The 24,706-nt window shown below is 60.4% G+C and carries 29 protein-coding genes; 19 read left to right on the top strand and 10 right to left on the bottom strand.

What is annotated here, in order from left to right:
* The first annotated feature begins 14 nt into the window (after positions 1-14).
* Entirely contained in the window at positions 15-437 is a 423-nt protein-coding gene (locus tag ASG68_RS21285; RefSeq protein WP_062580791.1) for an NUDIX domain-containing protein, read from the top strand.
* Between the two features lie 2 nt (positions 438-439).
* Here ASG68_RS21285 and ASG68_RS21280 read toward each other — a convergent pair whose 3' ends face one another.
* The 7 genes from ASG68_RS21280 to ASG68_RS21250 are packed head-to-tail and all read right to left on the bottom strand — an operon-like array spanning position 440 to position 6,089.
* Entirely contained in the window at positions 440-757 is a 318-nt protein-coding gene (locus ASG68_RS21280; protein WP_062580789.1) for a TfoX/Sxy family protein, read from the bottom strand.
* Positions 758-761: 4 nt separating this feature from the next.
* Positions 762-2,381: an NTP transferase domain-containing protein gene (locus tag ASG68_RS21275; RefSeq protein WP_062580787.1), complete on the bottom strand. Its 1,620-nt coding sequence runs from the start codon at positions 2,379-2,381 to the stop codon at positions 762-764.
* Positions 2,378-3,079: an XdhC family protein gene (locus ASG68_RS21270; protein WP_062610083.1), complete on the bottom strand. Its 702-nt coding sequence runs from the start codon at positions 3,077-3,079 to the stop codon at positions 2,378-2,380. The genes ASG68_RS21275 and ASG68_RS21270 overlap by 4 nt, the downstream gene beginning before the upstream one ends.
* A 5-nt stretch (positions 3,080-3,084) precedes the next feature.
* Complete coding sequence (locus ASG68_RS21265) at positions 3,085-3,417, bottom strand: XdhC family protein (protein WP_062580783.1); 333 nt, start codon at positions 3,415-3,417, stop codon at positions 3,085-3,087.
* Positions 3,414-4,682, bottom strand: a complete 1,269-nt coding sequence (locus ASG68_RS21260; RefSeq protein ID WP_062580781.1) for a vWA domain-containing protein — start codon at positions 4,680-4,682, stop codon at positions 3,414-3,416. The genes ASG68_RS21265 and ASG68_RS21260 overlap by 4 nt, the downstream gene beginning before the upstream one ends.
* A 2-nt stretch (positions 4,683-4,684) precedes the next feature.
* On the bottom strand, positions 4,685-5,614 hold the full coding sequence (locus ASG68_RS21255) for an AAA family ATPase (protein ID WP_062580779.1): 930 nt from the start codon (positions 5,612-5,614) through the stop codon (positions 4,685-4,687).
* A gap of 25 nt (positions 5,615-5,639) precedes the next feature.
* Complete coding sequence (locus ASG68_RS21250) at positions 5,640-6,089, bottom strand: flavin reductase family protein (protein ID WP_244484303.1); 450 nt, start codon at positions 6,087-6,089, stop codon at positions 5,640-5,642.
* A gap of 228 nt (positions 6,090-6,317) precedes the next feature.
* Between ASG68_RS21250 and ASG68_RS21245 the strand changes: the two genes are divergently transcribed.
* From ASG68_RS21245 to ASG68_RS21215, 7 genes are all read left to right on the top strand, one after another.
* Entirely contained in the window at positions 6,318-7,406 is a 1,089-nt protein-coding gene (locus ASG68_RS21245) for a branched-chain amino acid ABC transporter substrate-binding protein (RefSeq protein ID WP_062580777.1), read from the top strand.
* Positions 7,403-8,419: a P1 family peptidase gene (locus ASG68_RS21240; RefSeq protein WP_062580775.1), complete on the top strand. Its 1,017-nt coding sequence runs from the start codon at positions 7,403-7,405 to the stop codon at positions 8,417-8,419. Before ASG68_RS21245 ends, ASG68_RS21240 begins: the two co-directional genes overlap by 4 nt.
* A 79-nt stretch (positions 8,420-8,498) precedes the next feature.
* Positions 8,499-9,176, top strand: coding sequence for a ribulose-phosphate 3-epimerase (rpe, locus tag ASG68_RS21235; protein WP_062580950.1), 678 nt, complete (start codon positions 8,499-8,501; stop codon positions 9,174-9,176).
* Positions 9,173-9,910: a DUF2259 domain-containing protein gene (locus tag ASG68_RS21230; RefSeq protein ID WP_062610081.1), complete on the top strand. Its 738-nt coding sequence runs from the start codon at positions 9,173-9,175 to the stop codon at positions 9,908-9,910. The genes rpe and ASG68_RS21230 overlap by 4 nt, the downstream gene beginning before the upstream one ends.
* On the top strand, positions 9,907-10,461 hold the full coding sequence (locus tag ASG68_RS21225; RefSeq protein ID WP_062580771.1) for a hypothetical protein: 555 nt from the start codon (positions 9,907-9,909) through the stop codon (positions 10,459-10,461). The genes ASG68_RS21230 and ASG68_RS21225 overlap by 4 nt, the downstream gene beginning before the upstream one ends.
* 75 nt (positions 10,462-10,536) lie before the next feature.
* Positions 10,537-11,838, top strand: coding sequence for an adenylosuccinate lyase (gene purB / locus ASG68_RS21220; protein ID WP_062580768.1), 1,302 nt, complete (start codon positions 10,537-10,539; stop codon positions 11,836-11,838).
* Positions 11,839-11,996: 158 nt separating this feature from the next.
* Entirely contained in the window at positions 11,997-12,302 is a 306-nt protein-coding gene (locus ASG68_RS21215; protein ID WP_062610079.1) for a PilZ domain-containing protein, read from the top strand.
* Positions 12,303-12,364: 62 nt separating this feature from the next.
* Here ASG68_RS21215 and ASG68_RS21210 read toward each other — a convergent pair whose 3' ends face one another.
* Complete coding sequence (locus ASG68_RS21210) at positions 12,365-13,171, bottom strand: DUF2189 domain-containing protein (protein WP_062580764.1); 807 nt, start codon at positions 13,169-13,171, stop codon at positions 12,365-12,367.
* Between the two features lie 228 nt (positions 13,172-13,399).
* On the opposite strand from ASG68_RS21210, the gene ASG68_RS21205 reads away from it, so the two are divergent.
* Positions 13,400-13,954 (top strand): RBBP9/YdeN family alpha/beta hydrolase, encoded by a 555-nt coding sequence (locus ASG68_RS21205; protein ID WP_062580762.1) that lies wholly within the window; start codon positions 13,400-13,402, stop codon positions 13,952-13,954.
* 133 nt (positions 13,955-14,087) lie between these two features.
* Positions 14,088-16,571, top strand: coding sequence for a bifunctional diguanylate cyclase/phosphodiesterase (locus tag ASG68_RS21200; protein ID WP_062580761.1), 2,484 nt, complete (start codon positions 14,088-14,090; stop codon positions 16,569-16,571).
* A gap of 88 nt (positions 16,572-16,659) precedes the next feature.
* On the opposite strand, the gene ASG68_RS21195 is transcribed toward ASG68_RS21200, so the two are convergent.
* Positions 16,660-16,974: a DUF1476 domain-containing protein gene (locus tag ASG68_RS21195; RefSeq protein WP_062580948.1), complete on the bottom strand. Its 315-nt coding sequence runs from the start codon at positions 16,972-16,974 to the stop codon at positions 16,660-16,662.
* 236 nt (positions 16,975-17,210) lie between these two features.
* On the opposite strand from ASG68_RS21195, the gene purC reads away from it, so the two are divergent.
* The 6 genes from purC (at position 17,211) to arsC (ending at position 20,244) form a co-directional block, all read left to right on the top strand.
* Positions 17,211-17,975: a phosphoribosylaminoimidazolesuccinocarboxamide synthase gene (gene purC, locus ASG68_RS21190; protein ID WP_062580760.1), complete on the top strand. Its 765-nt coding sequence runs from the start codon at positions 17,211-17,213 to the stop codon at positions 17,973-17,975.
* 14 nt (positions 17,976-17,989) lie between these two features.
* Complete coding sequence (gene purS / locus ASG68_RS21185) at positions 17,990-18,232, top strand: phosphoribosylformylglycinamidine synthase subunit PurS (protein ID WP_062580759.1); 243 nt, start codon at positions 17,990-17,992, stop codon at positions 18,230-18,232.
* Between the two features lie 19 nt (positions 18,233-18,251).
* A complete protein-coding gene (locus tag ASG68_RS21180) occupies positions 18,252-18,509 on the top strand; it encodes a hypothetical protein (protein ID WP_062580758.1) in 258 nt (85 codons plus the stop codon).
* Positions 18,506-19,177: a phosphoribosylformylglycinamidine synthase subunit PurQ gene (gene purQ / locus ASG68_RS21175; RefSeq protein ID WP_062580757.1), complete on the top strand. Its 672-nt coding sequence runs from the start codon at positions 18,506-18,508 to the stop codon at positions 19,175-19,177. The genes ASG68_RS21180 and purQ overlap by 4 nt, the downstream gene beginning before the upstream one ends.
* A 52-nt stretch (positions 19,178-19,229) precedes the next feature.
* Positions 19,230-19,637: a hypothetical protein gene (locus tag ASG68_RS21170; RefSeq protein ID WP_062580756.1), complete on the top strand. Its 408-nt coding sequence runs from the start codon at positions 19,230-19,232 to the stop codon at positions 19,635-19,637.
* Between the two features lie 259 nt (positions 19,638-19,896).
* Positions 19,897-20,244, top strand: coding sequence for an arsenate reductase (glutaredoxin) (arsC, locus tag ASG68_RS21165; RefSeq protein WP_062580755.1), 348 nt, complete (start codon positions 19,897-19,899; stop codon positions 20,242-20,244).
* A gap of 35 nt (positions 20,245-20,279) precedes the next feature.
* On the opposite strand, the gene ASG68_RS21160 is transcribed toward arsC, so the two are convergent.
* A complete protein-coding gene (locus ASG68_RS21160) occupies positions 20,280-20,525 on the bottom strand; it encodes a DUF1127 domain-containing protein (protein WP_062580753.1) in 246 nt (81 codons plus the stop codon).
* Between the two features lie 91 nt (positions 20,526-20,616).
* Here ASG68_RS21160 and ASG68_RS21155 point away from each other — a divergent pair, with 91 nt between their 5' ends.
* The 3 genes from ASG68_RS21155 to ASG68_RS21145 all read left to right on the top strand — a co-directional run bounded on the left by ASG68_RS21155 (position 20,617) and on the right by ASG68_RS21145 (position 24,702).
* Positions 20,617-22,035, top strand: a complete 1,419-nt coding sequence (locus tag ASG68_RS21155; RefSeq protein ID WP_062580751.1) for a PLP-dependent aminotransferase family protein — start codon at positions 20,617-20,619, stop codon at positions 22,033-22,035.
* 181 nt (positions 22,036-22,216) lie between these two features.
* Complete coding sequence (gene purL, locus ASG68_RS21150) at positions 22,217-24,451, top strand: phosphoribosylformylglycinamidine synthase subunit PurL (RefSeq protein WP_062580748.1); 2,235 nt, start codon at positions 22,217-22,219, stop codon at positions 24,449-24,451.
* A 17-nt stretch (positions 24,452-24,468) separates the two neighbouring features.
* Positions 24,469-24,702 carry a BolA/IbaG family iron-sulfur metabolism protein gene (locus ASG68_RS21145; protein WP_062580747.1) on the top strand — a complete coding sequence of 78 codons (234 nt, stop codon included), beginning with the start codon at positions 24,469-24,471 and terminating at the stop codon, positions 24,700-24,702.
* Positions 24,703-24,706: the final 4 nt, after the last annotated feature.

The raw sequence follows: 24,706 nt of genomic DNA, 5'->3' as shown, positions 1-24,706 counted from the left end.
ATCCAGGCAGTCGCATGGCGCATCCAGGCATAGATTTCCCCGGTGTGGGCTCTGGGCTTGCCGTCTTGAATGACGGCAAGCTTTTGCTTTGCAAGCGCCTCAAGGCTCCGGAAGCGGGCCACTGGAGTATTGTCGGCGGCAAGGTCGACCACATGGAACCGGCCGCCGACGCCGCACGCCGCGAAGCGGAAGAGGAAAGCGGCCTGACGATCCATTCCGCCCGCTTTCTCTGCCTCAGCGAACAGCGCGTCGAGGCCGACCGCCAGCATTGGGTGTCGCTTATCTACGTGACAGACGACTTTTCAGGCGAAGTCCAGTTGATGGAGCCCGACAAGCTTTCGGAAATCGGTTGGTATGCGCTCGACGATCTCCCGCAACCGCTTTCGGTCTTTGCCCAGGACGCCGTCAAGGCGTTGAAGGCCCAAACGACGTCCTGAACCTATTTCCTGGCCCGCAAGGCTGCCGCGTAGGCGAGCCCGACCCAGCGCGCCATTTCATCCGGATCGTCGAATGCCTCTTCCGGTATCGACCAATAGGGCATTTTCACCGGCTTTCCCTTGCCGTCATAGGTCCATTGCACGCTGCCGGCCGCCTCGAATTCCGGCGCGCTCTTACCATCTGCTTTCAGCAGGATGTCGCCGCTTACCTCCAGCGCGAGAATCAGTCCCTCGAAATAGATACCCTTGCCGCCGAACATGCGCTTGACGGTGACGGGGCCGAGAGCGGCAAACATCTCCTCGATCGCGATATTGTCCATCAAATCAACCTTTCAGAATGCCGCCCGCCGCAAGGATTGCCTCCGGCGTGTCGAGATCGAGATGCGCGGCCGGTCCGATCTCGACATCGATCACCGGGAGGCCTGAGCTTTCGATGATATGGCGGGCGCCGATGTCGCCCTGCAATTGCCGGACCGCCTCGAAGGTCGAGCGCGGCAGAATGACCGGATTGCCGCGCTTCCCGCCGGAGACGGCCCGGATGATTGCCTGGCCGTGCTCCGCTTTGAAAACCTCGATCAGCATCCGCAAATCCTCCGCCGTCACCAAAGGCATGTCGGCGAGCATGACCAACACGCCGTCCACATCCGCAGCAATGGAAGTCAGGCCGTGGACCAGAGACGATGCCATGCCCGTCGCATAATCGGCATTTTCAACTGTGACCACATCGAGCCCGGAAAGTGCCGCGCGGATCTCGTCCTGGCGGTGACCGGTTACGACGATGGTCCGTGTGGCTTTAGCGCCCAACGCGGCCTCGGCACTTCTGCGAATAAGCGGGATACCATCGAACTCGGCGAGAAGCTTGTGCTGCCCTGCCTGCCCCATGCGGCTTGCCTTGCCGGCGGCCAACAGCACGATGGAAACCGAAATCGACTTTTCCTGAAAACCGGTCAAGGCGCGTGGCAACGGACGTGTCGGGATTTCCATCAGCAGGCCACCGACGCCGAGACCGGTAATGTCTTCCGGACTGGGCCATTCTCCGGCCAGAATACGATCCAGGATCCAGTCGAAGCCGTTTTCCTTTGGACTACGCGCACAGCCCGGTGCGCCAATGACCGGAATCTCTCCGACCTTGCCGAGAACCAGGAGATTGCCGGGATCGACGGGCATGCCGACATGATCGACCTGGCCGCCGGCAAGCCGGATCGACGCCGGGATGACGTCGTCGGCATCCGCGACCGCCGAGGCGCCGAAGACGATGATCATGTCCGCTTCCCGCTCCGCCCCGGAAATCGCTGACGCGACAGCCTCAGATGTATGGGCGACACGAATTTCGTTGATGAGCGTGCTAGCCGACAGGAGCAGGCGATCCTCGAGAATGCGGCGGGTTTTGTCCATCACCGACGGCTTCAGCGATGGCAGCATCGTGGCGATCAGCGCGACTCGGTGCGCGGCAAACGGCTTCACCCGAAAGGCTTCTTCGTCTCGCAGAACGGCGGCCGCCTGCTGGACAAACTCACCCGCAACTGCCAGCGGAATGATCTTGATCGTCGCTACCATGTCGCCGGCTCGAACTGGTACGTGATCTCCCAGACAGGCAAGCGTAATCGCCGGATCGACGCGGTTAAGGCGATCGACGACTGTACGGCTGGCGACGAACAGGCCATCCGCGGCCGCATGAATATTGATGCGGCCGGTGGCGGCCGCCGAGAAGGTGAAGTGATCGCGGTTAATCGCATCGGCGATCCGCTGGGCAGCCTCATCCTCCAGAAGATCTCCGGCTTCCAGTTGTGCGACCACGACTTCGGTCAAACCGGCCGCTTCCAGCGCGCACAGGTCGGCGGCGGACAGGAGGTGACCTTTCGCCAGGCGGCCGTCGAGCAGCTTTGCGGAATGCGCGAGGACCGTACCCTCGGCCTCAGCCACTGCGACCGGTCCGAACTTCATACGCTCCGCCCGCCCATGACATCGCGAGTACGCAGCGTCTGTATGATCTCGGCGAGGATAGAGACTGCGATTTCGGCGGGGCTGGAGGCACGAATATCGAGCCCGATCGGCGCGCGGATACGGGCGATGGCTGCCTCGTCCAGCCCGGCCTTCGACAGTCGCTCTACCCGGCGTGCATGGGTCTTGCGGCTGCCGAGTGTACCGACATAAAAACAGTCGGCGGCAAGCGCTGATATCAGCGGAAAATCGTCGATTTTCGGATCATGGGTGACGGCGACGAGCGCTGTATAAGCATCGAGCGGCGCATCTTTCAACACATCCTCCGGCCAGTCCGCGAAAAGCGCCGTCTGGCCGAATCGCTCCGGCGTCGCAAAGGCGCTGCGCGGATCGATGATGCTGAGATCGAAACCCGCAAGCGTCGCCATGCCCGCAAGCGCCTGGGATATATGAACGGCCCCGATGACGACGATACGCGGAGGCGGTAGGTAAACGTTGATGAAGAGAGGGCGGTCATCGATCTCGACAATGGCGGATTTCCCTGTCCGCAAAGCGGTTTGGACAGCGGGGACCATAACTTCATCTACGGCTTCGCCATCGAGATAGAGACTGGAGGCACCGCCATCCAGCGCCGTCACGGTGACAGCGGCAATGCGGTTTTCGCGCGCCTTGTTGATGCTTTGCAGGTGCTCCAGTCGCATTGGCGCTATCCCAGACGTTCGACGTGAACGCGGATACGGCCGCCGCAGGACAGCCCGACCTTCCAGGCCGTCTCGTCGGCAACGCCGAATTCGAGAATCCGACTCGTACCGGACGTGATGACCTCGATCGCCTCGCCGACAACGGCCCCCTCGACACACCCGCCTGAAACGGACCCATGGAAATTGCCGTCGGTATCGACAACAAGGTGACTGCCAACAGGCCGCGGCGCCGAACCCCAGGTCTCGATGACCGTGGCTATGGCCACGCCTCGACCGGATAGGCGCCATTGCTCGGCAACGGTCAGTGGATCCGGCACAAATGCCTGCCCCAGTATCATTGGTTCCTCCCCAAATGCCGCGCCATGAAGCGGCGCGGATCCGCGTCCCGCGACGACTGTCCGGTCAGAGCACCAACCAGATCCGACACCGCCGCAAGGTTATGCACCGCTCGAAATTCGTCAACATGCGGTAGCATGGCCCGCACCCCGCGTGCCCGCGCCTCGAAACCGTCGAAGCGCAGGAGCGGATTGAGCCAGATCAACCGGCGGCAGGAGCGGTGCAGCCGATCCATCTCCGCCTCCAGTTCACCGACATCGTCACGCTCAAGCCCGTCGGTGATCAGAAGAACGATCGCCCCCTGACCCAGGACGCGCCGCGACCAGAGGCGATTGAACTCGTGCAAGGTCTCGCCGATCCGTGTGCCGCCCGACCAGTCGCGAACGGCGGCCACGCATTCGTCCATCGCCTCGTCCGGATCGCGGTTGCGCATCTGCCGGGTGACATTGCTTAGCCGTGTGCCGAACAGGAACGTGTGCACCCGCCGGCGTTTTTCGGTCAGCACATGCAGGAAATGCAGGAATATCCGCGTGTACTGGCTCATCGAGCCGGAGATATCGGCGAGCACGACAAGCGGCGGATGAATGGTCTTGGGCGCGCGAAACCGGGGCACGATGAGATCGCCCCCCGTTTTCAGCGCATCGCGCATGGTCGCCCGCGGGTCGATGCGTTGCTGGCGATGCGAGGGCCGAAATCGACGCGTCCGGACTTCATCCATCGGCAGAACCATGGACGACATGGCCTTCTTCGCTTGGGCAATCTCCGCCGTCGACATCTGGGCGAAATCCGTCTGCCGAAACAATTCCCGGCCTGACGTCGTGAAGCGGGCATCCACCTCGATATCGGGTTCGTCCCGCACCGGCCGCTGTGCGTCACGATCGGCAAACAGTGCATCGCTGATCCGCGCCTCGCCTGCTCTCCGCTTTTCCTTCTCGCGATGGTCGGGCGCCACTGGCGACATCATCGCGATCATCTTGCCTATCAGATCGCGCGATCGCCAGAACAAGCGGAACGCCTCATCGAACAGCGCTTGGTCCTCATGCCGCTTGACGAAGATGGATTGCAGCGTGGCATGGAATTCCTCACGCGATCCGATACCGATCAGGCGAACGGCGTTGATGGCGTCGGCGACGGCGCCCGGGCCGATCTTCAGACCCGCCTTGCGCAGCGCCCGGGCAAAGAAGACGATGTTATCGGCGAACCGCCCGTCCCCCGGCGGGAGGAGCGGAAGAATGGCGCCATCGCTGGATTGCGCTGCCGTTGCCATGGTTAGCCCGTCGCCAGAAGTTCAGACTTGACCTCATCGAGTAGCCTGCGGCCGTCGCCGCCTTCGATGCGCGCGATATCATCCTGATACTTGAGGAGCGTGCCAAGCGTATCGGAAATGGTTTCCGGATCGAGCGCCAACCGGTCAAGCTCGGTCAAGGCGGTCGCCCAGTCGATGGTTTCGGCGACGCCGGGATTTTTGAAGAGATCGATTGCCCGAAGTTTCTGCACATAGGCGACGATCTCGCGCGACAGGCTTTCGTTGCAGCCCGGCACCTTGCGTCGGATTATCTCCAGTTCCTGCGCCGCTTTCGGATAATCGACCCAGTGATAAAGACAGCGGCGCTTCAGCGCATCATGCACCTCGCGCGTCCGGTTGGTGGTGATGATGACGATCGGCGGCTCCTTGGCCTTGATCGTTCCAAGTTCGGGAATGGTCACCTGGAAATCGGACAACACTTCCAGCAGAAAAGCCTCGAAGGCTTCGTCGGTCCGGTCGAGTTCGTCGATCAGGAAGACAGGCGCCTTCCCGGCTTCGGCTGAGATCGCCTGAAGAACGGGGCGGCGGATCAGATATTTTTCCGAAAAAATATTGCTTTCGATGGCACGCCGGTCAGCTGCTCCAGAAGCCTCCGAAAGGCGGATTTCCAGCATCTGCGCGGGGTAATTCCATTCATAGACTGCCGAGGAGACGTCCAGGCCTTCATAGCACTGCAGCCGGATCAGCGGCCTGTCGAGGGCCTTCGCCAGAACCTTGGCAATCTCGGTCTTGCCGACGCCGGCTTCGCCTTCCAGAAACAGCGGACGGTTCATCTTCAAGGAAAGGAAAAGTACGGTCGATAGGGCTGTACCAGCAAGGTAGTTGCCGGATTCCAGCATCTCCATGGTTTCCTGGATGGATGCAGGCAAGGCGCCGTTCGCGTAAGTCGTCATGGTTCCTCCGTCCCTCGGAGAAAATCTATAGCGTGCGGTAGTCCCGGTCCAGATAGACCAAGGCCGGTTTTTGCTCGCCGAGCGTCACAGCGACGACCTCGCCGAAGAGCACGATATGCGTCGCCACCGTTTTGATATCGATCAGCCGGCAATCGAACGCCGCAACAGCCTGTTGTAAGACCGGCGCTCCGGTTTCGAGTGTGCCCCAGGTACCATGCTCGAAACGCGCCGTGGGATCGACATGGTTCTTGCCGGAAAAGACGTGAGCGAGGTCCATCTGGTCGGCGCCGAGCAAGTTCAAAGCGAAGCTGCCACTGTCCGTGAATATGCCGTTCTTCGGATTTGTAGCGTTGAGGCAAACGAGAAGCGTGGCCGGATTGTCCGATACCGAGCAGGCCGCGGTGATGGTGACGCCGCGGCGCTCACCCCGATGTTCGGCAGTGACGATATGGACGTGGCCGGCCAGTCGGCTCATGGCGTGTCGGTATGTCAGCGGGTCCAGTTGGGTCTTGTCCAACACGGCAGTCTCCAGATCGGTATTTCTGTCTAACACATAGACGCTGCGATAAAATATGAAACCCGTCGCGTCATTTTTCTTGGTCAATCGCGGCAATCGCGGTCGCTCTACCGATGCCGCCATCTTTTCCTTTGACCCATGCCGCCACATCTTTAAAACATGCCCATCCTTCATCTGGAAATCAGCATGCTCCGTTCGATCGCCGCCAGCCTTCTCATTGCCGCATCGGTGCAGGCGGAGCCTGCGCTGGCAGCCGGCCTGAAAATCGCTGTCGTCGCCCCGACGGAAGGGCCGTTCGCGCTTCTGGGGCAGCAGATGATCGATGGCGCTCGCTTCCAGGCCGAGCAGCGGGACTCGGAAATCGTCGTGGTGCCGGAAACCTGCGAGCCCAAGGATGGAAGCGAACTGACGAAGGCGGTGCTCGCGACCGGTGCCGAGGCAGTCATCGGCTTTCTGTGCACGGAAAGCCTCGAAGCAACGCTTCCTGCGCTCGCCGAGGCCGACATGCCGGCAATTACGCTGAGCGTTCGCTCGGATATCCTGATGGAAGATGCGCTGAAGAAGAAATGGCCCTTCTTCCGGATGGTGCCGAGCGCCAAGGCGGAGGCTGCCAAGGTCACTGAAGTCATCCTGTCGCGCTGGAAAAACGAGCCCCTCGCTCTGATCGAGGACGGCACCATCCATGGGCGTGAACTGGTGGAGACCGTGCGCACAGCGCTGGCCGATATCGGTCTCACCCCGGTCTTTTCCGACACCTACCGGCCAGCGCAGGAACAGCAGGTCAGCCTCGTGCGACGCCTTGCCAAGAGTGGCGCAACCCACGTCTTCACCGGGGGCGACCGCGCGGATACGGCTATTATTGCGCGCGATGCCGCCTCCGAACAGGTCCCATTGACGCTACTGGGTGGCGAAACTCTCGACGCGGCCAACCAGCCAGTGCCGCTGGCAAACAGTGTTTTGGCGGTCGCCCTGCCCGATCATGCCGTCGAGCCACAAGCGAAGGCCACGGTCGACCTAATGACGGCGGCGAATCTTCTTCCGGAAGGCTATGTTCTACCCGCCTTTTCAGCCGTGACACTTCTCGAGCAGGCCAAGGATCAGGCCCTCAAGGATGAAACCAAGCTGGCAGATGCCTTGCTCAAGGGACCATACCAGACCGCAATTGGCCCGATCGGCTACAACGCCAATCATGAGCTGGCCGACAATCCCTATCAATTGCTGCAATGGCAAAATAATCGCTTCGTGCCGACACCTCCGGTCAGTGGAACGGAGTGATGCGGACCGGGCTGCGCAATGCGATCACCGACGTTGACGGCCTCAAGGTCGGCAACGCGCAGGATCACCGGATCAAATCCGGTGTTTCCGCCGTGGTCTGCGATCAGCCGGCGGTCGCTGCCGTTCAGGTTCTGGGCGGAGCGCCGGGGACACGCGAAACCGACCTGTTGGAGCCGCACAACACGGTCCAAACCGTCGATGCTGTCATCCTATCCGGCGGTTCCGCGTTTGGCCTCGACGCGGCTTCGGGCGCGCAGGCGGCTTTGCGGGAAATGGGGCGGGGCTTTCCGGTCGGCAATCTCAATATTCCGATCGTCCCGGCCGCCATCCTGTTCGACCTGATCAATGGCGGCGACAAGGACTGGGGCACTTACCCGCCCTACCGGGAACTCGGCTATCAGGCTGTCCGAACTGCTACCCTCGATTTCGCGACGGGAACGGCCGGTGCCGGTACCGGCGCGCTGACGGCAGGCTTCAAGGGCGGGCTCGGCACCGCCTCGACCGTTCTCGACAACGGCATCACGATCGGCGCACTGGTTGCTGTCAACGCATTGGGTTCGGTGACGATCGGCGATACCGGACATTTCTGGGCGGCTCCATTCGAGGAAGGTACGGAGTTTGGAGGCCTCGGCATGCCGCACCCCTTTCCCAAGGACGCCCGCGATCTGCGGATCAAATTCCGAGAAGGCCAGCGCGAAACCCAGAATACGACCATTGCCGTCATCGCAACCGATGCAGTCCTGACCAAGGCGGAAGCCAAGCGCCTGGCGATCGCAGCCCATGACGGGTTTTCACGCGCCATCTGGCCGTCGCATACGCCGCTCGACGGTGACCTCGTCTTTGCGCTGGCGACGGGAGCGAGTGGCAAGACGGTCGCCCTGCCGGACTTCATCGATCTCGGCGCGGCAGCCGCATCGACCATGGCCCGGGCGATCGCGCGGGGTGTCCACGATGCCGTGGCTGCGGAAAAAGACGTCCTGCCCTCCTGGGCGTCGTCAAACGGACGCGGATAAAGGCCAAACCACCGCCCGCCAATGTTGTTTGCCGCGACAAGCAATGCTATTGGCCCCAAAACAGTTGGAGCCCCTGATCATGCCGCTGCCGATCCGCATCGCCCCGTCCATTCTCGCCGCCGACTACGCCAAGCTGGGCCAGGAAGTGCGCGATGTCGTTGCAGCCGGAGCCGACTGGATCCATCTCGACATCATGGACGGCCATTTCGTTCCGAACATTTCGTTCGGTCCTGATGTCATCAAGTCGCTGCGACCGCATACAGACGCGTATTTCGACTGCCACCTGATGATCGCGCCGGCCGATCCCTATCTCGAAGCCTTCGCCAAGGCCGGTTGCGACAGCATCACGGTCCATGCCGAGGCAGGTCCGCATCTCGACCGGTCGGTGCAGGCGATCAAGGCGCTGGGCAAAAAAGCCGGCGTCTCGATCAATCCGGCGACGCCGGAAAGCGTGCTCGATTATCTCCTCGACAAGCTCGATCTGATCCTCGTGATGACGGTCAATCCGGGCTTCGGTGGCCAGAAATTCATACCCGCGATGGAAGAAAAGATCCGCCGCATCAAGGCCATGGTCGGCGACCGGCCGATCGATATCCAAGTCGACGGCGGTATCGCGGTTGATACGATTGCCCTTCCCGCCTCCGCCGGCGCCAATGTCTTCGTTGCGGGTTCGGCCATCTTCAGCGGCGGCCATGTTGACGCCTACCGCAAAACAATCGACATTCTGCGCAGCAATGCGATGGAGGGGTGCGGGTGAGATTATCGGGCGGACTGGCGGTTGCGCTGGTATCGGCGGCCTTGATCGCGGATACGGCCCTCGCTGCCGATATCGCCTCCTTCCGATCGATCGGATTTTCCGACGATGGCAGCGTCTACGCTTTCGAGGAATACGGTGTTCAGGACGGATCCGGTTTCCCGTTTTCCAACATCTTCTTCATCAATACGCAGAATGACACCTTCCTGCCGGGAACGCCGATCCGGGTGCGCCTGGAAGACGAAGATGCCGGCCTCTCCAAGGCAAGGGCGGAAGCGGCCACAAGGGCGACACCGCTCGTTGACAAGTTCGACCTCAACAGCCGCCCCGGACTGCTCGCCGCGTTCAACCCGATCACCGAGACGGAAAGCCCAGCCCACCGACTCGCCTATCGGGAATATGCCTCCGAACCTGCATTCGGCCGTGAGTTCGTCCTGACACTGCAGGAGAAGAATTTTCCGGCGGCCGAAAACTGTAAGGAAATGACGCCGGAATCGCCCGGGTTTCGACTGGTCTTTGTGTCGGAGAATGGCAAGCCCTCGGACCGTGAAATCTGTGCCGATAGGAAGATTCCCGACAGCCGCACCTGCCCGACCGGCTACAGGCTTGGCGGTGTCGTCGTGGACCAGCAGGACGGCAAGCCGGCCACCCATGTCGTTCTCGTCCATGTCCTGAGCGTAGGTTTCGAGGGCCATGACGGTCGCTGGATCGCCGTTCCGGTTCACGTCGCGCCATGACGTCATCAAGCAGGGCTGAAGCAGACGAGCGCGCAGGTCTTTTGCGGCGGACGATCAGGCGGCTTTGCTCCTGCCTGCCAAGCGCGCGTGAGATCCTCATTGGCGGGCCGGTCTGGGGCCTGATGATGGCCATGTCGTCCTTCTTGGCGCTCTACCTGCGCAATGGCGCCCAGACCTATCACATCTGCAGCATCCTGCTTCTGTTCTTCTGCGGCGGCATCATCGCCTGGCCCTGCGCTCTGTTTCTCGGACGCTTCGGTGCCATCGGCCGGCGCGGCGAAACCCGCTTCGCCGCCTTCTTCCTCTGCCTGACGGTCTGCACCATTGCCGCCACCGCCTTCCTCTTCGCCATGGACTACCGGATGTTCTACTCCCAATGGCACGAGCCGTTCGGCACCAGGATTTGGATGTACCAGTTTGTCTTCACCTCGGCGGCGGCGGTCTATCAATTCGTAGTCATGGGCGTTCCGCTTTTCGTGCCTTTCGGTTTTGCCGCCCTTGCACTTGCCAGCCTGTGGCTTGCCCGCCGGACGCCCGGCAGGCAGCATTGACATTGCAACGTTGAGATTGCCGGCCATCTTTGCTAGAGGCTCCTCAACTCCCTCCGTGACGAAAGCTGAAAGCCCATGATCCCGCGTTACTCCCGCCCGGAAATGGTGGCCATCTGGTCGCCTGAGACGAAATTCCGCATCTGGTTCGAGATCGAGGCCTATGCCTGCGACGCGCTGGCGGAACTGGGCGTAATCCCGAAAGAGGCGGCAAAAACGATCTGGGAAAAGGGTGGCGCTGCAACATTCGACGTGGCGCGCATTGACGAGATCGAAGCCGTCACCAAGCATGACGTCATTGCGTTTCTCACCCACCTCGCCGAGTTCATCGGCCCCGACAGCCGCTTCGTGCATCAGGGCATGACCTCGTCCGATGTGCTCGACACGACGCTGAACATCCAGCTCGTTCGCGCCGCCGACCTTCTGCTCGCGGATATGGATCGCGTTCTGAACGCGCTGAAGGCCCGTGCTTTAGAACACAAGGACACGGTTCGCATCGGCCGCAGCCACGGTATTCATGCCGAGCCGACCACGATGGGCCTGACCTTTGCCCGCTTCTATGCCGAAATGAGCCGCAACCGCGCCCGTCTCGTCGCCGCCCGGGCAGAAATCGCAACCGGCGCTATTTCCGGCGCAGTCGGGACTTTCGCGAATATCGATCCGCGCGTCGAGGAACATGTCTGCGAACAGCTGGGCCTGATCGCCGAGCCGATCTCCACCCAGGTCATTCCGCGTGACCGACATGCCATGTTCTTCGCAACGCTCGGCGTCATCGCGTCGTCGATCGAAAACGTCGCCATCGAAATCCGCCACATGCAGCGCACCGAGGTTCTGGAAGCGGAAGAATTCTTCTCGCCCGGCCAGAAGGGTTCGTCGGCCATGCCGCACAAGCGCAATCCGGTCCTGACCGAAAACCTGACCGGCCTTGCCCGGCTGGTGCGCATGTCCGTCGTGCCGGCGATGGAGAACGTTGCCCTTTGGCACGAACGCGACATCAGCCATTCCAGTGTCGAGCGCGCCATCGGCCCCGATACGACGATCACTCTAGACTTCGCCCTGAACCGTCTTGCCGGCGTTATCGAAAAGCTGGTGATCTATCCGGAAAACATGTTGAGGAACATGAACAAGTTCCGTGGCCTCGTCATGAGCCAGCGCGTTCTTCTGGCGCTGACGCAGGCCGGTGTATCGCGTGAGGACAGCTACCGCCTCGTGCAGCGCAATGCGATGAAGGTCTGGGAAAAGGACGCTGATTTCCTTGAGGAATTGCTTGCTGACGCTGAAGTGCGCGCCGCTCTCTCGGAAGCGGACATCCGCGAAAAGTTCGACCTCGGTTATCACACCAAGCATGTCGACACGATCTTCAATCGCGTATTCGGCTGATTCCTTCGGGGAGCCTGCCCGGCTCCCCCTCACCGCCGCGACGACGGTCTGTTCGATTTTGGCCCAGATGGCTCGATTCTGAACGGTTTTTCCAAGGCTTTCGTCATGTCTTCGTGCGACGCTCCGTCAAAGAACGAAAAAAGCGGGAGTGGTGGGAAATGCCTTACCAGCAGGTCATCGAACGCAAGCCGGCGCGCACGACGACGAAATTCACCGGCGAGGTCACGTGCAAGGGCGGCATGAGCCGCGGGATTGTCAAAGATCTCTCGTCGGCCGGCATCTGCTTCCAGCTCAATTTCGACATCAATGCCAAGACCGGCGAGGAAGTCTCGATCCAGAGCACCGAGTTCGGTCATCTGACCGGCGTCGTCAAATGGTATCGCGGCGACAGGATCGGCATCCGTCTTGATCCATCCTCCAAGACGGCGGCGCAGATTTCGTCCTACTACAAGTATTTCCGCTAAACGGCTGAGGCACGCTTTCAGCCGGACGCCGCCCCTCGCAGGGCGGCGTTTTGCATGGGCGCCTATTTTGCAGGCGGAGGAACAATCAGCTTGCGATACAGGTGCCATGTCGCGTGCCCGAGGATCGGCATGATCACGGCGAGACCGACAAAAACCGGGATCGAGCCCAGAACGAGGCCGCCGGCGACGATCATCCCCCAGACGGCGACCGGCAAGGGATTGGCGAGCGTGGCGCGGATGGAGGTTTCGATTGCAGCCACGGCGCCGACATCCCGGTCCAAGAGGAGCGGGAACGCGACAACGACCGTTGACAGCACGATGACCGCGAAGACAAAACCGACGGCATTACCGACGAGAATGAGGTTCCAGCCTTGCTCCGTCACGAAAACCTGACTGAAAAACGCCGACATGGAAGCCGGCGGAACCTCACCGAACATCTGCGTGTAAAGCGACTGGGCGACGAGCAACCAGGCGACGAATACGGCCAGCAGCATGGCCGCAAGACCGATGATTGATGGGAGCGCCGGCGAACGACGCACATCGAAGGCATGCCGCCAGTTGGTGTTCATGCCGAGTTCGCGCCGCCGGCTGATTTCATAAAGCCCGATCGCGGCGACCGGCCCCAGCAGCGCAAATCCGGACGCCAGTGGGTAAAGGAGCGGCAGCATGTTGGCGCCGGAACTCCAGGCGGCCAGCACGACGCCCGCGATCGGATAAATCAGGCAGAGGAAGACGTAATGCGATGGCTTCGCTCGAAAATCTTCCCATCCTAGGCGCAACGCATCGAACACGTCCGAAACCGATATCGTGCGAATGCCCGGATGCGCGAGTTCAGCCCCGGACCCCGCCATTACATGAAAGGCTGTCATGACCAATTCTCCTCCTTCGACAAGCATCGTCACTTGAAATCAAGAACAATCAGCGGTCTGGCTAACGAGAGAATAATTGGAGTTTAACGCAATTTCCGCGCTGTCGTTCATCGGCGGCAACAGCCGTCCCGGAACGTCGTGACCAGGCGACCCGTGACGCCAGCATATACCTGATCTGCTTCCGTGACACTTGACTTCCGCACCCTTCGACCTCAAATCGCCGTTACTATGAAAGCATCCGAAGCAGATATCCTGATCGTACCCGGTTATACCAATTCCGGCCCCACTCACTGGCAAAGCCGCTGGCAGAGCAAATTGGCTTCCGCTCGCCGCGTCGAACAGGCTGAATGGGCAAAGCCGGTGCGCGAAGACTGGGTCAAGCGCATGGTCGAGGAAATCAATGCCGCGACCAAGCCTGTCGTCATCGTTGCGCACTCGCTCGGTGTCGCGACCGCTGTTCACGCGCTGGAGCATGTCGACAAGAAGATCGCAGGTGCGTTTCTGGTTGCTCCACCGGAGGTCACCAATCCGAAGATCCGTCCAAAACACCTGATGACGTTCGGCCCCTACCCGCGCGACCCACTGCCCTTTCCGAGCCTGATGGTTGCCAGCCAGAATGATCCGTTCGGCTCTTATGAACATGCCGGGGACCTCGCGAATGCCTGGGGATCGATGCTCGTCGATGCCGGACAATCCGGCCATATCAATGCGGAATCCGGGCATGGTCCCTGGCCGGAAGGCACGATGGTTTTTGCCCAATTCCTCAATCGGCTACAAGGCTGATTATCTGCAATAGACTGCATTGCAACATTAAGGGGGCCTTCATTGTCGTTGTGTATCGTGCGGAAAATCCTGCGAGAACGACGGACACGTGACAACCGCCCGAACGAACCGAGACCAGTGGCGAACACCGGCAGTGAATGATCCTTCACAGGACGCCGCCGCCATTCTGGATTCGATGCCGGTCGGCTTTTGTCTGGTCGATCAGCGCGGTCTTATTCAGCGCGCGAACTCCGCATTTTCAAGCCTTTTCGGCCTTTCCCCCGACACGATCCGCGGTAGGCCGATCCTCGGGTTTCTGTATGATGAAGACGCAGCGGCGTTCGCAGAATCGCTCGCAGATATCGGCCTCGGAGGGGACAAGCCGGGTCGTCACGAGATCCGACTGATCGGCACCGACGGCAAACCATACTGGGTCTCGACGTCCCTGTCGGCCATCGACAGCGGTATCATCCTGCAGGTCCAAGTGATCGACGACATGAAGCAGGCCATCGAAACCCTGCAAAAGAGCGAGATGCGGTGGAAATACGCACTTGAAAGCGCGCATCAGGGCGTCTGGGACCACGATTTCAAATCAGGTGATCTGTTCTATTCCAAGCATTGGAAGCTGATCCGTGGCATGGCGCCGGATGCGAGCGTCGATGGATCGCTCGACGAGTGGATCGAAAGCGTGCACCCGGCCGATCGGGAGCACGTGCTCGAATATATCCGCCGACAGGACGAAGGCGAAGTCGAGTTCAACACGTTTCAGTATCGCGAACGCCACGCAGATGGCCACTGGGTGTGGATCGAAAGCCGCGGCGCCTCAATAGAATGGGGGGCGGACGGAAAACCGACCCGCATCATCGGCACGGATACCGATGTTTCCGAACGGAAAAAGGCCGAAGCACAGTTGGAGGAAGTCACGCGGCGCCTCCGCCTGGCCATGGATGTTTCCGAGATCGGCGTGTTCGAGGCCAATCTCGACACTGGCGAAGTCGTACGCGACGCGCAGTTGATGAAGATCTACGGATTGGAATTCGTACCGCCTGCCGATCAACCTGCGTTGCTCGACCGGATATTGCATCCCGATGATAGCGAGGCTGCTCTTGCGACAATCGCTGCCGGCATTGCATCGAACGTGCCCTTTACCAATGCCTTTCGCATCGTTCGGCCCGACGGCGATATCCGTCACATCCGGTCCAGTTCCGTTACGTTTGTGGACGCCGAAGGAGAGCGGAAGCTCATTGGTGCGAACTGGGATATTACCGATGATGTCGTCTTGCGCGACGAACTTGATCGTCAACGGAAGCTGGCCGAAGCCCGCAATTTGGAACTCGAGGCAGCCCGCACCCGCATCGAGTACAACGCCCTTCACGATCACCTGACGGGATTGCCGAACCGGCGTTACCTCGATCAGCAGCTTGAGGAGTGGATCAGCGAGAAGGTCGCCTATTGTGCCATCCTGCATATCGATCTCGATCGCTTCAAGCAGATCAACGACACGCTCGGTCATCAGGCTGGCGACACGATGCTTGTGCATACGGCACGCGTCCTGTCCACAATCATCAGCGAACGGGACTTCGTGGCACGAATAGGCGGTGATGAATTCCTGATCCTTTGTGACAGCGGGCACGGACAGGAACAGGTCATTTCGATGACGGACCGGATCATCGACGCCCTGCGGCAACCGGTTCCCTACGAAGGGCATCTCTGCCGGTTCGGCGCCAGCGTCGGCATCGCCTGGACACTGGACGGCACGGTGGACGCCAAGCAATCCCTGATGAACGCCGACATCGCGCTCTATCGCGCCAAGGGTCAGGGACGAAACCGCTACGAGTTCTTCACCAAGCAGCTCCAGACCCAGATCCACCACGTCAAGCGCACTGCCGACGAGATCATCAGGGGCCTTGAGGACGGCGAATTCGTGCCGGTCTACCAGCCGCAGTTCGACGCGCGCACGCTCGACATTGCCGGGGTCGAAACCCTGGTACGCTGGAAGCATCCTCAGCATGGACTGCTTGCTCCCGACTATTTCCTGAAAATTGCCGAAGACATCAACGCTCTGACGGTCATCGACCGAACCATCGCCGAACAGGCGCTGCGCGATTTCGATTGTTGGGAAAGGCAGGGCTTTTCCATTCCCCGTATTTCCGTCAACGTCTCCTCGCCGCGTCTGCGCGAGCCAGGCCTGATCGAGAGCCTGAGGACGCTCGGCATCCCGCGTGGAAAACTGTCTTTCGAACTGCTTGAATCGATCTTCCTTGATGACCTCGACGAATGTTCGTCGAAAACCTTGAGCGACCTGAAAGCGCTCGGCATCGACATCGAAATCGACGATTTCGGAACCGGCCATGCGTCGATCATTGGTCTGATGAAGCTGAGCCCCAGCCGTCTGAAGATCGATCGGGCATTAGTGAAGCCAATCACCGACACGGCCGAACAGCGCAGACTGGTCGGATCGATCATCGACATCGGTCATTCGCTGAACATCGAGGTGGTGGCGGAAGGCGTAGAGACCCGTGAGCACGCCGCTATCCTGCGCGATCTCGGCTGCGACACGCTGCAGGGCTACGCTTTTGCGCGGCCGATGTTGGAAGCCGATCTCGAGACGTTCATCCGTTCGGCAAGTTGGCGCTAGGCTGGCTTGAGCGCAAATTCCATAAGCATCGAAAAGACATAGAAAAACCGCCCGCGCGAACGGGCGGTTCAGCCATCGGCTTTGAGGATCAGCCGTTCTGTACCTGCGTGATGGCCTCGCCCAGAAGTTCAACCATCTTGATGCGAATCTGCTCGTCGCTTTGAACGATGCCAGCGGCATCGAAATCGGCGCGGATCTTGCGCACGACATCCTCGTGGCCTGCCTCTTCGAAATCGGCGGCGACGACTTCCTGCGCATAGGCAGCAGCATCGCTCTTGCCGAGCAGTCCGGCAGCCCAGAAGCCCAGAAGCTTGTTGCGGCGCGCCTCAGCCTTGAACCGCAGTTCTTCATCCAGAGCAAACTTGGCCTCGAACGCCTTCTCGCGATCTCTCATGTCGGTCATCATTCATTCTCCCAGAAAAACCTGTGCTGCGAACAGCTTTTTGCCCATAAACCAAAAGCTCGCCCAAAGTGCAATGCGAAGTTTTCGGCTTCAGTGACTTTCCGTGTTACGCTCTCGCTAATTCAGGGGATCGGATCAGACGCCGATTGTGAAATGGTTTCATTTCGGCTATGGACCGCCTTAGAAAATACCATGCGCGCGTCCCAAGAGCGCCGGAAGCAACAGAGATAGCCTTTATGAATCGTCGCCGCCGTATCTACGAGGGCAAGGCAAAGATCCTTTATGAGGGTCCCGAGCCTGGCACTCTGATCCAGTTCTTCAAAGATGACGCCACTGCCTTCAACGCGAAGAAGCACGAAGTCATCGACGGCAAGGGCGTGCTCAACAACCGTATCTCCGAATACATCTTCACGCACCTGAACCGGATCGGAATCCCCACGCATTTCATCCGCCGCTTGAACATGCGCGAGCAACTGATCAAGGAAGTGGAAATCATTCCGCTTGAGATCGTCGTGCGCAACGTCGCGGCGGGCTCCCTGGCCAAGCGCCTCGGCATCGAGGAAGGTGTCATTCTCCCACGCTCGATCATCGAATTCTACTATAAGGCCAATGCACTCGAAGACCCGATGGTCTCCGAAGAGCACATCACCGCGTTCGGCTGGGCGAGCCCGCAGGAACTCGATGACATCATGGCGCTCGCCATCCGTATCAACGACTTCCTCACCGGTCTTTTCCTCGGCGTCGGCATCCAGCTCGTCGACTTCAAGATCGAATGCGGCCGCCTCTACGAAGGCGACATGATGCGGATCATCCTGGCGGACGAGATTTCGCCGGACAGCTGCCGTCTGTGGGATGTCGAAACCAAGGAAAAGATGGACAAGGATCGGTTTCGCCGCGATCTGGGCGGCCTCGTCGAGGCTTACCAGGAAGTCGCCCGCCGCCTTGGCATCATGAACGAGAACGAACCGCCGCGCGGCACCGGCCCCGTGCTGGTGAAATAAGCAGGAAGACAACAGTGATCAACGCACGCGTAACAGTGACGCTGAAGAATGGCGTTCTTGACCCGCAGGGCAAGGCAATCGAGGGCGCTCTCGGCGCGCTCGGCTTCGACGGTATCGGTCATGTCCGCCAGGGCAAGGTCTTCGATCTCCAGATCGAAACCGCCGATAAGGCCAAGGCGGAAGCAGAGGTTAAGGCCATGTGCGAGAAACTTCTGGCCAACACGGTGATCGAGAATTACACTATCTCACTCGCCTAAGGGTTGAATGAGATAGGTCATGACCGAAATCACGAACGAATTGATGTATGAACTGCTCAAGCGTGTTCACGCAGATATCGCTGGCCTAAAAGAAGGTCAAAAAGAAATTCGGTCAGAATTGAATGCAATGCGCGGAACGATGATTTCGATGCAGCAGGACATTCACAATATATATGGAATCCTCGCTCGGCACGAGACACGCCTCGACCGCATAGAAAACCGCCTCGAATTGCGTGAACTTGCCGAGGCCCAATCCAGGTTTGAACCGCACCAATGAAATCCGCCGTCGTCCAGCTTCCAGGCCTCAACCGTGACCGCGACATGATCGCCGCCCTGACCAAGATTTCGGGCAACGCGCCGATCACCATCTGGCAGACAGAGACCGAAATTCCGGATGTCGATCTGATCGTCATTCCCGGCGGCTTCTCCTACGGCGACTATCTTCGCTGCGGTGCTATTGCTGCGCGCATGCCGGTGATGCAGGCGATCAAGGCGAAGGCCGATGCCGGCGTCAAGGTTCTCGGCGTTTGCAACGGCTTCCAGATCCTGGTGGAGGCAGGCCTGCTGCCGGGTGCCCTGATGCGCAACGCTTCGCTCAAGTTCGTCTGCAAGGAAATCAAGCTTGAAGTCGTCAACGTGGATACCGCGTTTAGCCGGGCCTACGAGCAGGGCCAGATCATCCGCTGCCCGGTTGCTCACCACGATGGCAACTATTTCGCCGACGAAGAAACGCTGAAGACGATCGAGGATAACGGTCAGGTCGTGTTCCGTTATGCCGCAGGCACCAATCCAAACGGGTCAGTCAACGACATCGCCGGTATTATTAATGCCAAGGGCAATGTGCTGGGCATGATGCCGCATCCGGAAAACCTGATCGAGGCGGCCCATGGCGGCGCCGATGGTCGCGGACTGTTCGCGTCGGCTCTCGATGTAATCGCCGCTTAACATTCGGCCTGATAGAAGGCAGCGTCAAAGACCGAATCAGAAGGCTTTTCCCATGCGCGCCGCTGCTTTCCTCCGCTTCCTGTCCGCTTTCTTCCCGGTGACGGTGCTTGCGTTCGTTGCCGGCTGCCAGTCGGCGAAACCACCGTCTCCGGGGCAAAGCACCACGGCGCTCGCGACGATGGAGAGGGTTGCGCTCGGCGCAAATGCATGTTGGTTCAAATCGGGTGACACGGCATTCAAGCCCTATCGCCTGGCGCCTGAACTCAACTCGTTCTCTGGCCGCCCGCGCATCCTGATCGTCAAGCGAAACTCGCCAGAGTCCCGTCCGCTTGCCGTCGTCCAGGCTGAAGGTCACCCCGCACAACTGCAAGCCTTCGGACCGTTGTTCAACGAGCCGGTGGGCGTGCGCATGGCCACCGATGTCAAGCGCTTTGCGGCTGGCGGAACTGGCTGCAGCTAACCTGCCGCCACAAAAAAGCATGCGGCGAGAAACGCTCCCTTTCTTGCCGCTTTTCTTTTCAAGAGATTTACTGAACAATCAATTTTCGCAAACCCTTGATTGAGTCCGGTGGGGTCCAGGCTGCATTCTCCAGCAATTTTGGCCGGATATTCGGTCTCAAACCTGTCATGAAAGCACGCTACCTCCCCGACAAGACATTTACCGCCAGACCATCCCGCCGGCATGCTCCCGCGCTAGCAGCATTACCAAAGGCATTTTCATGAGCGTTACGATCTACCATAATGACCGCAGCACCACCTCGCTCGCGGTCGTCGAAATTGTCCGCGCCGCAGGCATCGAACCCGTCATCATCGAATATATGAAAACGCCGCCATCGCACGAGGCAATGCTGGCCCTTTTGCTTGCGATGGACATGACGCCACGCGCGCTGCTCAGAACCCGTGAACGGGCCTATCTTTCACTTCAACTGGACGACGAAGGCAAAACCGACCGCCAGATCATCGACGCGATGCTCGCTCATCCCGAATTGATCGAAAGGCCTATTGTCGTCACGGAAATGGGCGTGAAGGTCTGTCGTCCAAAGACGAAAGTGCTCGAACTGCTGTAGCGCAGTCCGAAATCCTCTGACGTTGCCGCGCGAAATCAGTCCCAGTATGGGCGGGCCGCTTCCCGGCGCGCCTCGGCAACCGTGACTCCGATGTCGGCAAGTTGGTCTTCCGTCAACTCTGCCAGCGCGATCCGGCTTAACCTTTTCTTTTCCCGCGCGATCAACCATGCAAATGCCCGCCGAACCAACGACGGGCTGTTGTCGATCGTGACACGAGATACACGGATTGCCTCCAGTTCCGCCGAACATATTGCATCGTCAGTTGCGCATATTGTACTCATTGTACATCGCCCTTCTGCGGTTAGATTGTCACCCTTGATATTGCATTGTCATAATTGACACCCAAAGAGATACAATGTAGAAATTGTCACCATGACAACTTGGATGCCCGATCCTGGCCAGGGCCAAGGCCCGATCTATGCCCGTATTGCCGATCAGATTGAGGAGGCGATTGCGGGCGGCGTGCTCACTGCGGGCACGAAATTGCCGCCCCAGCGCAACCTTGCCTTCGACATCGGAGTCACAATCGGCACAATTGGTCGCGCCTATCATCTCGTTCGCGAACGCGGTCTCGTCAGCGGTGAAGTCGGCCGCGGCACCTATGTTCTCGACAACACCGAAGTGAAGCCGGCCGAGCAGGCTGACCCGATGACCGTCGCCCTTTCCGGCACGCGACCCTTGAAGGCGCCGCCGGGGAAGCTTCGGTTCGACAGCACGGCCGCCCCCGATATTGGCCAAGGTGCTTCACTGGAAAAGCTGCTCGTAGAGATCAGCCGCGAACACCATGCCGACATTGCCAGCTATGCGCTGGACTTCCCGCCGCACTGGTTCGAGGCTGGCAGTCAATGGCTCGCTAAGGGATCGTTCCGCCCCCTGCCCGATCGCATCGTACCGACGCTGGGCGCCCATGCCGGCGCAGTCGCCGTCATTGCGGCCGTCACCGCACCGGGCGACAAGATCGCTTTCGAGAATGTCACCTATTCGCAGATCAGCCGCAGTGCCGGCCTGATCGGGCGCCGCACCATTCTGCTCCGCACCGACGATTATGGCCTCGATCCCGAGGATTTCGAGCGGGTGTGCGCCCAGCAGCACCCGAAACTCGCCTTCCTGATGCCGACGGCGCAGAACCCGACGGTGGTCACCCTGTCGCTGGAGCGCCGACAGGCAATCGCCGACATTGCCCGCCGCTACGGCGTCTGGCTGCTCGAAGACGATCTCTACGGTGCGATGACCGGCGACATGACCCCGTTGCTCGCTGAACTGGCTCCCGAGCGTACCTTCCTGGTCGGTGGCCTGTCGAAATCGGTCGCAGCCGGCGTGCGCGGCGGCTGGGTCGCCTGCCCTCCCCATTTCAGCCAGCGCATTCGCATCGCCCACAAGATGGTCAGCGGCGGCATGCCCTTCCTGCTCGCCGAACTCTGCGCCCGGCTTGTGCTCAGTGGCGAAGGCGCGATCTTGCGCTCGAAGGCGATCGACGAAATCCGCGCCCGCGAACAGATGGCACGCGAAATCTTTGCCGGCATCGACTTCAATTCCCATCCGCATGTGCCGTTCCTCTGGCTGAAACTGTCCGAACCCTGGTTCTCCGGCACGTTCAAACACGCGGCTTTCGAGGAAGGCGTGCTTGTCGATGATGAGGACGAATTCAAGGCGGGGCGGACCGACAGCGTCTTCCACCGCGTGCGCATCGGCTTCTCTTCGCCTGCAGACAGAGCCGAGGTCCGACGCGGATTCCTGACGCTTCGCCGCCTGCTCGACAGCGGCCGCACCGGCTACGACAGCTTCGCCTGACCACAAGCGCGATTTCTCGGCAAAAGCACACGATCTCCTGTGCTTTTCCGGCATTTTCCTGTCGCATCGCCGGAATGCATCAGCTAAAGAAGCGCGAATACGATCTCTTTGTTTTGATGCAGCCCTCAATGCATGGCGGCCTTTCGCCGTCGGGATGCTCCAACGGACCGAACGGACCACGATGACCATTTCCAATACCCGCCCTATCACGCCGGAACTGATTGCCTCGCATGGTCTGAAGCCAGACGAGTACCAGCGGATCCTGGAACTCATCGGCCGCGAGCCGACCTTTACCGAGCTTGGCATCTTTTCGGCCATGTGGAACGAGCATTGCTCCTACAAGTCCTCGAAGAAGTGGCTGCGCACGCTGCCGACCAAGGGTCCGCGCGTCATCCAGGGCCCGGGTGAGAACGCCGGTGTCGTCGATATCGATGATGGCGATGTCGTCGTCTTCAAGATGGAGAGCCACAACCATCCGTCCTATATCGAGCCCTATCAGGGCGCTGCGACCGGCGTCGGCGGCATCCTGCGCGACGTCTTCACTATGGGCGCCCGCCCGATCGCTGCCATGAACGCACTGCGCTTCGGCGCACCGGATCATCCGAAGACCCGTCATCTCGTTTCGGGCGTCGTTGCCGGCGTCGGCGGCTATGGAAATTCCTTCGGTGTTCCCACGGTCGGCGGCGAAGTCGAATTTGATGCCCGCTATAACGGCAATATCCTCGTCAACGCCTTTGCAGCCGGCCTTGCCAAGGCCGACGGCATCTTTCTGTCCGAAGCCAAGGGCGTCGGCCTCCCGGTCGTCTATCTCGGCGCCAAGACCGGCCGCGACGGCGTCGGCGGCGCCACAATGGCATCTGCCGAGTTCGACGAGTCGATCGAGGAAAAGCGCCCGACCGTCCAGGTTGGCGACCCCTTTACCGAAAAGTGCCTGCTGGAAGCCTGCCTCGAACTGATGAAGACCGGCGCCGTTATCGCCATCCAGGACATGGGTGCGGCCGGCCTCACCTGCTCGGCGGTCGAAATGGGCGCCAAGGGCGACCTCGGCATCGAGTTGCAGCTCGATCAGGTTCCGGTGCGCGAAGAGCGCATGACCGCTTACGAAATGATGCTGTCGGAAAGCCAGGAGCGTATGCTCATGGTTCTGGAACCGGCCAAGGAAGAGGTTGCCAAGGCGATCTTCGTCAAGTGGGGTCTCGACTTCGCCATCGTCGGCAAAACCACGGACGACCTGCGCTTCCGCGTGATCCATCAGGGCGAGGAAGTCGCCAACCTCCCGATCAAGGACCTGGGCGACCAGGCGCCGGAATATGACCGCCCCTGGACCCCGGCCAAGGCCGTTGCGCTGCTCGCCGCTGACGACATTCCGCAGTCGGACGTTGCAGACGCCGTGCTGGCTCTGGTCGGATCCGCCAACAACTCGTCGCGCCGCTGGGTTTACGAACAGTACGATACCCTGATCCAGGGCAACTCGCTGCAGCTTCCGGGCGGCGACGCCGGCGTCGTGCGCGTCGAAGGACATCCGACCAAGGCGCTCGCCTTTTCGTCGGACGTAACGCCGCGTTATGTCGAAGCCGATCCGTTCGAGGGCGGCAAGCAGGCTGTCGCCGAATGCTGGCGCAACATCACCGCGACCGGCGCCCTGCCGCTGGCTGCGACCGACAACCTGAACTTCGGCAATCCTGAACGCCCAGAAATCATGAGCCAGTTCGTCCATGCCATCAAGGGCATCGGTGAGGCCTGCCGCGCGCTGGATTTCCCGATCGTTTCGGGCAATGTCTCACTCTACAACGAAACCAACGGCCAAGGCATTCTGCCGACCCCGACCATTGGCGGTGTGGGTCTGCTCGGCGACTGGTCGCAGATGGCGCGCATCCGCTTTGCCGCCGAAGGCGAACAGATTCTGCTCGTTGGCGCGCCGGAAGGACTTGGCACGCATCTGGGCCAATCCGTCTATCTGCGCGACATCCACGGTCGCACCGACGGTCCGGCACCGCATGTCGATCTCGTCCATGAACGCAAGGTCGGCGATTTCGTGCGCGAACTGATCACCGATGGCCTGACGACGGCGGTGCATGACTGCTCCTCGGGTGGTCTGGCGCTGGCGATTGCCGAAATGGCCATGGCATCGGGCATCGGCGCCAAAGTCTCCGCCGTTGCCGGCCGCGATCCGATCCCGGTCTTCTTTGGCGAGGATCAGGGCCGTTACGTCGTCACCGTTCGCCCGGAACATGCGGCTCTGGTCGCAGATAGGGCAAAGGCCGCGGGCGTCGCAGCGCCGTCGATCGGCGAGACAGGCGGTACCGAGGTCGTTCTCGGCTCGGCTAAGCCGCTTGCAATTCTGCAATTGCGCTCAGTGCATGAATCGTGGTTCCCTGACTTTATGGATGGCGAGACACAGATCGCCGCCGAGTAATTCAGGGAGTACAGACGATGCCGATGGCACCTGGCGATATTGAGGACATGATCAAGGCTGGAATTCCGGGGGCGAAGGTCGTCATCCGGGATCTGGCCGGTGACGGCGACCATTACGCGGCCGAAGTGGTGGCGGAAGCCTTCCGTGGCAAGACCCGCGTGCAGCAGCACAAGATGGTCTATGACGCGCTGAGCGGCAACATGGGTGGCGTTCTCCACGCGCTTGCGCTCCAGACCTCGATCCCCGAGTAAGCGC

The sequence above is a fragment of the Rhizobium sp. Leaf453 genome (assembly GCF_001425605.1).
Lineage (GTDB): Bacteria > Pseudomonadota > Alphaproteobacteria > Rhizobiales > Rhizobiaceae > Pararhizobium.
The sequence above is the reverse complement of the archived record's forward strand: the minus strand, read 5'-3'. Positions and strand labels throughout refer to the sequence as shown.